Below are 11,442 nucleotides of genomic sequence, written 5' to 3' on the forward strand. Positions count from 1 at the left end.
TCGACGAGCGGCCGCTGCACGCGCAACGTTTCGTCGTCCTCGACCTGGAGACCAGCGGCCTGAACATGCGCCGCGACCAGGTGCTGTCGATCGGCGCGGTGGTGATCGAGCACGGCGCCATCGACCTCAGCCAGCAGTTCGAGTGCACCCTGCAGCGCGACGGCCACCAGGCCAGCGCCAGCACCCTGATCCACGGCATCGCCCCCAGCGAGATCGCCCGCGGCGAGGAGCCGGCCGAGGCCCTGCTGGCCTTCATGGAGTTCGTCGGCGACAGCCCGCTGCTCGCCTACCACGCCGAGTTCGACCAGCGCATGCTCGCCCGCGCGCTCAAGGAAAGCCTGGGCCAGCGCCTGCAGCACGCCTTCTTCGACGTCGCCGAACTGGCCCCGCTGCTGTGCCCCAAGGCCAAGCTGGCGCACGCCGGGCTGGACGACTGGACCCGGCATTTCGGCCTGCAGGTGCAGCAGCGCCACCACGCCAGCGCCGACGCCCTGGTCACCGCCGAGCTGGCCCTGATCCTGCTGAGCAAGGCCCGCCAGCAGGGCCTCGACAGCCTGCCGGCGCTGCTCCAGGCGCTCAACAGCCGGCGCCGCCAGCGCGCCTATTCGCTGTAGCCTGCGCCGACGATCCGGGCGTAGGGTGGATAACGCTCTTTCTATCCACCACGGGGCAGCCGCCGACAATCCTGGTGGATGGGTAAAGCGTCATCCACCCTACGCAGCCCTACAGGTCGCGCAGCAGCAGGCCGTATTCCAGCGGCAGATTCTCCGGCAGCGGTAGATAGAGCACATGACCGTCGCCCGGGGCCACGTCCACCGCCTGGCCCTGGCGGTTCTCCAGCTGCGCCAGGGAAAAACGCCGATTGCCCTGCGGGGTCATCAGCTCCAGCCAGTCGCCGAGGGCGAAGCGGTTCTTCACCCGCACCTCGGCCAGCGCGCCGCGACGTTCGCCGGTCAGCTCACCGACGAACTGCTGGCGCTCGGCGCGCGAGCTGCCGCGCTCATAGTTCTGGTACTCGTCGTGCACGTGACGGCGCAGGAAACCCTCGGTGTAGCCACGGTTGGCCAGTGACTCCAGGCGCTGCATCAGGCCCCTGTCGAAGGGCCGTCCGGCCAGGGCGTCATCGATGGCCTGACGGTAGGCCTGGGTGGTGCGCGCCACGTAGAAATGACTCTTGGTGCGCCCCTCGATCTTCAGCGAATGCACGCCCATGCGCAGCAGGCGCTCGACGTGCTGCACCGCGCGCAGGTCCTTGGAGTTCATGATGTAGGTGCCGTGCTCGTCCTCGAAGGCGGTCATTTCCTCGCCCGGGCGGCCGGCCTCCTCGAGCAGAAAGGCCTGGGCCGTGGGCGTACCGACGCCCAGGGTCGGCTCGACCAGGCGCACCATGTCGCCCGTCTCGTTCTCGGCGGCAGGCGTGGCCTGGTACTGCCAGCGACAGGCATTGGTGCAGCTGCCCTGGTTGGGGTCGCGGCGGTTGATGTAGCCCGACAGCAGGCAGCGCCCGGAATAGGCCATGCACAGCGCGCCGTGGACGAACACCTCCAGCTGCATGCCGGGCACCTGGCTGCGGATTTCCTCGATCTCTTCCAGCGCCAGCTCACGCGACAGGATCACCCGGCTCAGCCCCTGCTGCTGCCAGAACCGCACGCTGGCCCAGTTCACCGCATTGGCCTGCACCGACAGATGAATCGGCATCTGCGGGAAGTGCTCGCGCACCAGCATGATCAGCCCGGGGTCGGACATGATCAGCGCATCCGGGCCCATCGCGATCACCGGTTCCAGGTCCTTGAGGAAGGTCCTGAGCTTGGCGTTGTGCGGGGCGATATTGACCACCACGTAGAAGCGCTTGCCCTGGGCATGGGCTTCGGCAATGCCCAGGGCCAGGTTGGCGTGGTCGAACTCGTTGTTGCGCACGCGCAGGCTGTAGCGCGGCTGCCCGGCATAGACCGCGTCGGCGCCGTAGGCGAAGGCGTAGCGCATGTTCTTCAGGCTGCCGGCCGGGGACAGCAGTTCGGGAAAACGGGGCATGACCGCAAGCTCGAAAAATCAGGGGCTGGCGATTCTATGCAGGTGACAGGCGTGGATATTGATCTGGGTCTATCGGGCGCGCAAAAGCGCCCGGGCGAGACGATGGGTCAGGATGGTGCGCCGTGCGCGTTCACCGCAAAGCGGCGCTAGCGACACACCTGCAGGTAGAGCGGATCGTCCTTGGCGATGCGCTTGAGCTGATCGAGCTGCGGCTGCTGCTGCGCGTTCAGCGGCAGCAGTTCGGCGCTGTCGCAGTTGAGCAGGTGCGCCTGGTGCGCGACGTGATCGATGTGCTGCTTCTCGAAGCGGTAGAGCATGAATTCGGCGACCACCCGGCCGTCGAGCTCGCGCTTCACCACGCTCGTGCTATCGAGCACGGTAAAGGCCGTGATCATCGGCACGAAGTAGCTCCAGGGGCGCCAGAACACGTGACCGGCCTCGCTGGCCACCACCACCGACTCCTGCGGTTGGCGCTGCTGCTGATGCTCGAACCAGGAATACTCGTAGAAGATCTGGTAGCCCAGCATCCCCAGGCCGCCGAACAGCGGCACTATCCACTTCGGCAGTTTGTTGCGCGTCAGCTTTCGCAGCAGCAGGGCGATACCGGCAGCGCCGAGCCCCGCCACCACGATGGCAAGCAAAGTCCATAACATTCGACTGTTCCTGAAATAAGACGGGCCTCCACTGGAGGCCCGTCCGTTAGACCCTGAACCATCGACCGATGGCCTCAGGCCTGGATTATGCTCAGTGGCTCAGCGCGCCACCAGCACCTTTCGGAGTACGCACGCTTTCCACCAGGTCCTGGATTTCCTGCGGCGGAGCCGTGGTCAGCATCGCCACGGCATAGGCCACGCCGAAGTTGATCAGCGCACCGATGGTACCGAAGGACGCCGGGGAGATACCCATGAACCACTGGTCCGGGGTATTGGGCAGCATGTTGGTCTCCGGAATGAAGAACCAGCCCAGGTAGGTGAAGATGTACAGCAGGGTCACCACCAGACCGGCGACCATGCCGCAGATCGCGCCCTTGTCGTTCACCCGCTTGGAGAAGATGCCCATCATCAGCACCGGGAACAGCGTGGCCGCGGCGATACCGAAGGCCAGCGCCACCACCTGCGCGGCGAAGCCTGGCGGATTCAGGCCCAGGTAGGTCGCCAGCAGAATCGCGGCAGCCATGGAGATCCGCGCCGCATGCATCTCGTTCTTCTCGCTGATCTTCGGATTGATCAAGGTCTTGATCAGGTCGTGACTGATCGCCGAAGAAATCGCCAGCAACAGCCCCGCCGCCGTCGACAGTGCCGCGGCGATGGCGCCCGCCGCGATCAGCCCCACCACCCAGCCGGGCAGGTTGGCGATCTCCGGGTTGGCCAGTACCAGGATGTCGTTGTTGACGGTCAGCTCGTTGCCGTTCCAGCCACGCTCCTGAGCGGTCGCGGTGAAGGCCGGGGCGGCATCGTTGTACATCTGGATGCGGCCGTCGCCGTTCTTGTCCTGCCAGGCGATCAGACCGGTCTGCTCCCAGGTCTTGACCCATTCCGGACGCTCTTCGTAGGCCAGGGCCGGGGCAGTAGCACCTTCCGGATAAATGGTGGTCGCCAGGTTCAGGCGCGCCATCGAGGCCACGGCCGGCGCGGTGAGGTACAGCAGGGCGATGAAGATCAGGGTCCAGCCGGCGGACCAACGGGCGTCGGCCACCTTCGGCACGGTGAAGAAACGGATGATCACGTGCGGCAGGCCGGCGGTACCGATCATCAGCGACATGGTGAACAGCACCATGTTCAGCTTGTTGTCGACATCGGCGGTGTAGGCGGCGAAGCCCAGTTCACGCACCACTTCGTCGAGCTTCTGCAGCAGCGGCACGCCGGAGTCGACGTGGTCGCCGAACAGGCCCAGCGGCGGGATCGGGTTGCCGGTCAGCTGCAGGGAGATGAAGATCGCCGGGATGGTGTAGGCGATGATCAGCACCACGTACTGCGCCACCTGGGTGTAGGTGATGCCCTTCATGCCGCCGAATACGGCATAGGCGAACACCACGGCCGCGGCGATCCAGATGCCGGTCGAGTTGCTCACTTCGAGGAAGCGCGAGAAGGCCACACCGGCACCGGCCATCTGCCCGATCACGTAGGTGACCGAGATGATCACCAGGCAGATCACCGCCGTCAGGCGTGCGCCGCGGCTATAGAAGCGATCACCGATGAAATCCGGCACGGTGAACTTGCCGAACTTGCGCAGGTAGGGCGCCAGCAGCATGGCCAGCAGCACGTAGCCGCCGGTCCAGCCCATGAGGAAGGTGGAGTTGGCGTAACCGCCGGCGGCGATCAGACCGGCCATGGAGATGAAGGACGCGGCCGACATCCAGTCGGCGGCGGTGGCCATGCCGTTGGTGACCGGGTGCACGCCGCCACCGGCGACGTAAAACTCCTTGGTCGAGCCCGCGCGGGCCCAGATGGCGATACCGATGTAGAGCGCGAAGGACGCACCCACGAACAGCATGTTGATGACGAATTGGCTCATGACCTCTTACTCCTCGACGCCGAATTCTTTATCGAGTCTGTTCAGTCTCCACGCGTAGTGAAAAATGAGGCCGATAAATACGAGAATGGAGCCCTGCTGAGCGAACCAGAATCCGAGGTCAGCGCCGCCGATCATGATGCCCGCGAGCATGGGTCGGAGAATCATGGCGAAGCCGTAGGAAACCAGCGCCCAGACAACCAGGCTCCAGGTGATGAGCCGCACATTGGCCTTCCAGTAGGCCGCGGCATTTGCTTTTTCAGAAGTCATAGACGCCTCCGGTTATTGTTATTCTGATGCAGCTTCAAACTAGCAGCAGGCCCCGGCAAACCGACAGATAGACATTGGTATTAGCCGCAGCGCGCCGCCTCGGAGACGCCTCGCAAAAGCGGAAACCGTGAGAGAGAACTGGCGCGCTGCGGGCCAGTCACTGCGATAAAAACGCATTTGATAATGATTCTCTAAAACCATAGAATCCCCGGCCCTCTCCTCCCCGGCCCCAAGGATTCAGAAATGCGGCGTCTAGCTGTTGCCCTGTTCACCCTCTCCGCTCTCGCCTGTCAGCTCAGCCACGCCGCCCAGCAATCGCCATTGGCCCTCGAGGAAATGCAGATCACCGCGTCCGCCGAGCGGGCCGATGGACCGGTCGACGGCTACCGCGCCACCCGCTCGGCCAGCGCGACGCGCACCGATACGCCGCTGCACGAGATCCCGCAGTCGATCAGCGTGGTGCCGGCGCAGGTGGTGCAGGACATCGGCGCAGTGCGCCTGGAAGACGCGCTGGACTACGCCGGCGGCGTGGAGCGCGGCAACAACTTTGGTGGCCAGGGCCTGACCGAGTTTCTGATTCGCGGCTTCAACAGCCAGGAGTTCTACCGCAACGGTTTCGCCGTCAACCGCGGCTACCCGAACATGCCCGACGCCAGCACCCTCGAGCGCATCGAAGTGCTGCGCGGCCCGGCAGCCATGCTCTATGGCCGCAGCGATCCCGGCGGCACCTTCAATATCGTCAGCAAGCAGCCGCAGGCCGAGCGCCGCACCGTCCTGGGCAGCCAGATCAACAGCGAAGGCCGGCGCCGCGGCACCCTCGACAGCACCGGCGCGCTGGATGAACGAGCCGACTTCACCTATCGCCTGAACCTGGTGGCCGAGGGCGGCGACAGCTTCCGCGACGAGGTCGAGAGCGAGCGCTACAACCTCGCCCCGGTGCTGCGCTGGCAGCTCAATGAGGATACCGCCATCACCCTCGAAGGCGACTACCTGCACAACCGCCACCCGCTCGACCGCGGCGTGACCCGCTACGCCAACCAGCAGGACAAGCTGCCGCGTGAGCGCTTCCTCGGCGAAGAAGCCGCCGGCAAGCTGACCAACGACAACGCCACCACCCAGCTGCGCATCGAGCACCTGTTCGACGACAACTGGACGCTGCGCGGCGGCGTGCAGTACCTCGATGGCGAGATCCATGGCGGCGCCGTGGAGAACAACAGCAACAGCTACAGCGCCGGTCTGGCGCCGGGCGCCAGCACGGTCGGACGCAACTACAACGAGCGTTGGCTGAACTGGAACGACGTCAATGCCCAGGCCAACGCCGAAGGCCACTTCGATGCAGGCGGCTTCGCCCACACCCTGCTGCTGGGCCTGGAGTACGACAAGTTCAACTACAACTCGCTGATCCGCCGCTCGCCGAACGACAACGCCTTCCCCATCGACCTCTACCACCCGGTACACGGCCAGCCGCTGCCGGCGCTGACCCGCACCACCACCCACGACAACGAGAACCTGGAGTCCTACGCCTTCTTCGTCCAGGACCAGATCGCCCTGACCGAACGCCTCAAGGCGCAGCTGGGCGCGCGCCTCGAGCGTTTCGAGCAGCGCTACGTGGACAAGCTCAACGCTGGCGGCGACTGGGACCAGGCGCACAACGCCGTGTCGCCGCGCTTCGGCCTGATCTACGACCTCAGCGACGAGCTGGCGCTGTTCGCCAACACCTCGCGCTCGTTCAAGCCCAACCGCGGCGCCGACCGCTTCGGCAATGCCTTCGACCCGGAACAAGGCATCGCCCACGAAGTCGGCATCAAGTACGACCTGGCCGACCGCGACCTCAGCCTGACCGCCGCGCTGTTCCATATCGTCAAGGAGAACGTGCTGACCAGTGACCCGCTGGACAGCACCCGCAGCATCTCCGCCGGCGAGGTGCGCAGCCGCGGCTTCGATATCAACGTGGCCGGCAATATCACCCCGCAGTGGCGGGTGATCGGCGGCTATGCCTATGTCGACGCCGAAGTCAGCGAAAGCACCAGCGCCACCATGCCGGTCGGTACGCGCCTGGCCAACGTACCGCGGCACAGCTTCAACCTGCTCGACACCTACGAGTTCGACAGCGGAGCTCTGGCCGGCCTGGGCCTGGGCGTTGGCCTGAAATACGTCGGCGAACGCCGGGGCCTGACCAGCAACAGCAGCTTCGACATGGACGGCTACGGCCTGGTCGACCTGCTCGCCTACTACCCCCTGACCGAGAACCTGCGCCTGAACCTCAACCTGAACAACCTGTTCGACAAGCACTACGAAGAACGCGCCTGGAACGCCTGGGCCTACCCCGGCGAGCCGCGCACGCTGCAGGCGGGGATTTCGTTCAGCCTGTAAAGCCGAGCGCCAGGTGAACGCGGTTCACCTGGCTTAGGGCGTTGTAGCCCGGATGCAACCCGGGGATGGCCTGTCACGCCATTCCCGGACTGCATACGGGCTATGTGTCTTCAGAGCGGGTCGGAAACCAGTTCGATCGGCAGCAGATAGCGCTCCTCGCCGTATTCGATAGGCAACTGGTAGCGATGCGTACTCTCTTCGACGGTCTGGCATTCGCCATCGACCAGGGCCATGCGTCGTTCGACGCGTGTGTCCTTGAGCCGCAGGTCGCGATAGCCCTGGTTACCGATACGCTCGGTGATGATGACCACCCCCTTGGTTTCGCTGAACTCTCCCGTGCAGTTGGTATCCCACTCGCCCCAGGACAGCGCGACCGGCAACTCCCCCAGCAGCGGTCGAAGACGCTGTACCTCCGGCTCATACAGATGCAGCTGCGTTTCACTGAAGGGATTCGCCCGCGAACTGTTCTCGCGCGAGATTCGCAGACCAAAAGCCAGATCATCTCCACGAAGGCGATAAGGCGCGGTATCGAAGGCCAACCTGGTCACGTAGATCGCATCCCAGTCCAGCCGATTGGGCTCCACCAGCCGTGCCACGACATGTTGCTTGACGCTATCGAGCAGCAGCACTTCAAGATCCGTCTCGCCATGACTGTCGTGCTCTGCGCGCACCAGTGGCATTGCGATCAAGGTCAGCTCAGGCCGCGCCGGCCAGACCTTGCAGATGCTCTGTTCGGCATCCACCCGATAGCGCCCGCGCTCATCCTCGAGCACCTGACTGGCTGTATGGCCCGGGTGGGCTATCTCGATCCAGGTGGGCAACTGCTGCCGGCAATCATCGGCCTGTGCCAGGCTCGCCAGCAGCAGACCGCCGAGGGCGGTGGTCAGTCTCTTTTTCATCCTTGAAGCACTCCCGTTCAACGAACCGCGAGTCTACGCGGCGGCCCGCCCACTGCCCATGACGCGCATCGCGAAACAACCCGGCGATACGCCGCGCCAACAGATGCCCGGCACGCGCCTCCTCGCGCAGACCTATATGCCCGCTCATGGCCGATACCACAGGCGCATAAAGCCCAGCGCCAGCAGCAGGCCGACCTGGCCCAGCGCCGCACAGAGCGAGAGGAAGGAGCGCAGCGTGCCGTTGTTCGCCGCGTCCTGTATGCCGGTCAGGGCATTCCAGAAGCCCTCGGGCAACAGCATCAGGCTCACATGGGCGAGCGGTTTGCCGGTCAGCAGCAGGCCGTCGATCAGGTCGAACCAGCCGGCGAACATCAGGCCGATGAGGATCATCACCGCCACCACCAGGCCCAGGGCCAGGCAGGCGGAAAACTGCATGAACAGACGCATGGGATCAGCTCCAGGGAAGGGGCGCGGCCCACGCCGCGCCGATCGGATTCAGGCGTGCGGAGCAGTGCGGCCGACGCCGTACCAGTCCAGCTTGCGGGTCAGCACCATGACGCTGGCGAGCACACCGAACACCAGCAGCGAGCCCATCAGCAGGGCATGGTCCTCGGCGCTGAGCAGGCCGTAGAGCATGGCGTACAGCGCCGCCAGCAAGGCGCCAAAGCCCAGGCCACGCCGCCAGCTGTGCAGCACGAAGCTGACGTAGAAACCGATCAGGCCGACGCAGGCGCTGGCGGACAGGCCATAGGCCAGGGCGAACGCCAGGTGCTCGGACAGCGACAAGAGCAGCAGGTAGAACAGCGCCAGCGCCAGGCCCACCAGGGCGTACTGCACCGGGTGCACCGCCAGGCGTTTGAGCACCTCGAAGAGGAAGAAGGTGGCGAAGGTCAGGGCGATGAACAGCAGCGCGTATTTGATCGCGCGGTCGGTCTTCAGGTACTGGTCCACCGGGTCGACGAAGCTGACCCCGAAGTTGCGGCCGAGCAGCGCGTGACACTGCTCGCGGCCCACGCAGTCGGCCAGCGCCTCCTCCAGGTTGGTGGCGAAGAAGCTGGTCTGCCACTGCGCGCTGAAGCCCTGCGCGTTCACCTCGCGCTGGCTCGGCAGGTACTCGCCGACGAAGCTCGGGTGCGGCCAGTCGGAGCTTAGGCTGACCCGGCTGTCGCGCCCCACCGGCACCACGGCGAGCTGCTCGGTGCCCTGCAGCTTGAGGTCGAAGGCGAACTCCAGCAGCTGCCCGCCCTGCGCGTCGAGCGCCGGCAGCGGCGCATGCACGCCGGCACCGAAACTGGGGTCGCCGCTGCCCGGAGCGAAGCCCAGGGTCTGGCCGTTGAGGCGCAGCTGCAGATCGTTGCCGATGCCACGGATATCGCTGATGCCGACGGAAAGGAAGGGCTTGTCGAAACGGTAGAAACCCAGCTCGTCGCCCAGCCCCAGGCGCGGCGGCAGGCGGAACTGGCCGCTGACCTGGCTATCGCTGCGGTACAGGCGCGCCTGGTAGATGCCGCGCGCGCGCAGCTCGGTGCTCACCTGGCCGTCGAGCACGAAGCGCTCCGGCAGAAAATACAGGCGCCCACGCTGCTGGCGCTCCTGCTGGTAACGCTCGCCGGTCTTGTCGTGGGTCTTCCATTCGTGGGTGGTCTTGACGTAGGGCAGCACCAGGATCGGCCCGGTGATCTGCTGGCGGTAGCTGGAGCTGCGGGCGATGTCCTGCAGCACCTGGTGGCGCAGGTTCTGACGTTCGTCGACCAGACCGTCGATCATCAGCAGGGGAATCAGCAACAGCAGGATCAACAGGGCGATGGCGCCCAGCTTGAAGCTCAGGGTGCGGCTCATGGCGCGGCTCTCCGTAGCGAGTGAAGGTACGGCAGAGTCTGGGCAGCGCAGGTGGGGGCTTTATGGGGGGAACGTGGAGATTGCGTGGAGAAAGCGGAAAAGCATCAGGGCGCCGATTGCGGGCGCCCTGATTAACTGCTGCTGTGCGGCATCGAACTGCTCCCGCCAGAAGGGTTGGCGGGTCAGGCGATGCGGTTGATACCCACGCGGTCGGCACCGTCGGCGGCGATGCGGTTGACGCCTACACGGTCGGCGCCGTCGGCGGCGATGCGGTTGATGCCTACGCGGTCGGCGCCATCGGCGGCGATGCGGTTGGTGCCTACGCGGTCGGCGCCGTCAGCGGCAACCGCCGGGGCGTTGGACTGCTCGACGGAGACCTGCGGCAGGGCGAACGCACCGGCGGACAGGCTGGCAATAACGAGGCTGGCGAGGATTTGCTTTTTCATGATCGGGCTCCTGGGTGGGGCTGGAAAGTGGCTACGGGGCCCATGTTACGCACGCCCCAATTTGGCAAAAGGGACATGTCTCGATAGCGACCATCGACGCCATCGATACCCGGAAAATTTCTTATCGATCATGGACATAGTAGTGATGGGCGGGAGCCGCCCATCCGTCCCGCCGCCGTTGCGCGACAGGGCGCACCCTGGTATCTGTACAAAAAACCAGTACCCAGCAGCGCGCCATGCCCGCCCTCGACGCCCCCGAACTCTATTACCTGGCCAACTTCCGCAAGGCCCTCGACTGGCTCGACGCCCATCACCGCGAGCTGATGGACGAGGCCGAGCAGGCCTTCATCGCCAGCTTCATCCAGCTGCCGCTGCCGGCCCAGGCCCTGCTGGTGCGCCTGGTGATGCGCAAGGGCGTGCACTTTCGCGCAAGCAAACTGCGCTACGCCGAGATCGGCGACATCGCGACCGCCGCCGCGCCGCTGCTGGCGCAGGGCTGGCTGATCGACGACGCCGCGCTGACCTTCGACGAGCTCGGCGCCCTGCTGCTCAAGGACGAACTGGCCGCGCATTTCGCCGCCGACCTGCCGGGCGGCGCGCTGAAGAAGAGCGAACTGCTGGAGCACCTGCGCGAGCTGCATGTCGAGCCGCGCAGCCTGGCCGACTGGTGCCCGCGCCTGGAAGACCGTCTGCTGAGCCTGGCCATCGGGCCGCTGTGCGACCGCCTGCGGCTGATGTTCTTCGGCAACCTGGCGCAGGACTGGTCGGAATTCGTCCTGGCCGACCTGGGCATCTTCCGCTACGAGCAGGTGCCGATCACCCCAGGCTCGCGCGGCTTCCGCAGCCGCCAGGATGTCGACCACTACCTGCATCTGCGCGCCTGCCGCGACGCCTTCGACGCGGGCATGGCGGTAACCGAGGTGCTGCAACTACTCGGTGATTTCTCCACCGACAATCCGCATATCGGCGAGCGCCACCAGCGCCTGCTGCTGCGCCTGGCCCAGCAGCTGGAACGCGCCGGCGAGCTGGAGTCGGCGCTGGCGCTGTACCGCGACACCGCCGCGCTCGGCTCG

10 protein-coding genes and 1 pseudogene are annotated in these 11,442 nt (G+C 65.6%); 3 read left to right on the forward strand and 8 right to left on the reverse strand.

Going from position 1 to position 11,442, the window contains the following annotated elements; translation table 11 throughout:
* Positions 1 to 614: PolC-type DNA polymerase III (locus tag N878_RS02650; protein WP_021442137.1), on the forward strand; the 614-nt coding region annotated here is incomplete at its 5' end.
* A 109-nt stretch (positions 615 to 723) separates the two neighbouring features.
* Here the strand turns inward: N878_RS02650 and yegQ are convergent.
* From yegQ to N878_RS02670, 4 genes are all read right to left on the reverse strand, one after another.
* Positions 724 to 2,031 (reverse strand): tRNA 5-hydroxyuridine modification protein YegQ, encoded by a 1,308-nt coding sequence (gene yegQ / locus N878_RS02655; protein ID WP_021442138.1) that lies wholly within the window; start codon positions 2,029 to 2,031, stop codon positions 724 to 726.
* A gap of 146 nt (positions 2,032 to 2,177) precedes the next feature.
* A complete protein-coding gene (locus N878_RS02660) occupies positions 2,178 to 2,684 on the reverse strand; it encodes a hypothetical protein (protein WP_031302652.1) in 507 nt (168 codons plus the stop codon).
* A 91-nt stretch (positions 2,685 to 2,775) separates the two neighbouring features.
* Positions 2,776 to 4,545 (reverse strand): sodium:solute symporter family protein, encoded by a 1,770-nt coding sequence (locus N878_RS02665; RefSeq protein WP_021442140.1) that lies wholly within the window; start codon positions 4,543 to 4,545, stop codon positions 2,776 to 2,778.
* Between the two features lie 6 nt (positions 4,546 to 4,551).
* Positions 4,552 to 4,812, reverse strand: a complete 261-nt coding sequence (locus N878_RS02670; RefSeq protein WP_021442141.1) for a DUF4212 domain-containing protein — start codon at positions 4,810 to 4,812, stop codon at positions 4,552 to 4,554.
* A 243-nt stretch (positions 4,813 to 5,055) separates the two neighbouring features.
* On the opposite strand from N878_RS02670, the gene N878_RS02675 reads away from it, so the two are divergent.
* Positions 5,056 to 7,185 carry a TonB-dependent siderophore receptor gene (locus N878_RS02675; protein ID WP_031302653.1) on the forward strand — a complete coding sequence of 710 codons (2,130 nt, stop codon included), beginning with the start codon at positions 5,056 to 5,058 and terminating at the stop codon, positions 7,183 to 7,185.
* A gap of 110 nt (positions 7,186 to 7,295) precedes the next feature.
* Here the strand turns inward: N878_RS02675 and N878_RS02680 are convergent, their stop codons facing one another.
* The 4 genes from N878_RS02680 to N878_RS02695 form a co-directional block, all read right to left on the reverse strand.
* Positions 7,296 to 8,084, reverse strand: coding sequence for a hypothetical protein (locus N878_RS02680; protein ID WP_021442143.1), 789 nt, complete (start codon positions 8,082 to 8,084; stop codon positions 7,296 to 7,298).
* A 144-nt stretch (positions 8,085 to 8,228) separates the two neighbouring features.
* The gene (locus tag N878_RS02685; protein WP_021442144.1) at positions 8,229 to 8,531 is read right to left on the reverse strand and encodes a hypothetical protein; all 303 of its coding nucleotides are present in this window, start codon (positions 8,529 to 8,531) and stop codon (positions 8,229 to 8,231) included.
* A gap of 48 nt (positions 8,532 to 8,579) precedes the next feature.
* Positions 8,580 to 9,923, reverse strand: a complete 1,344-nt coding sequence (creD, locus tag N878_RS02690) for a cell envelope integrity protein CreD (protein ID WP_021442145.1) — start codon at positions 9,921 to 9,923, stop codon at positions 8,580 to 8,582.
* A 182-nt stretch (positions 9,924 to 10,105) separates the two neighbouring features.
* The gene (locus N878_RS02695; protein WP_021442146.1) at positions 10,106 to 10,369 is read right to left on the reverse strand and encodes a hypothetical protein; all 264 of its coding nucleotides are present in this window, start codon (positions 10,367 to 10,369) and stop codon (positions 10,106 to 10,108) included.
* Between the two features lie 236 nt (positions 10,370 to 10,605).
* Between N878_RS02695 and N878_RS02700 the strand changes: the two are divergent.
* Positions 10,606 to 11,442: pseudogene (locus N878_RS02700) on the forward strand (VRR-NUC domain-containing protein); the annotation flags it as partial.

Origin of the sequence: Pseudomonas sp. EGD-AK9, from assembly GCF_000465935.2 — a bacterium.
Taxonomy (GTDB): domain Bacteria; phylum Pseudomonadota; class Gammaproteobacteria; order Pseudomonadales; family Pseudomonadaceae; genus Aquipseudomonas.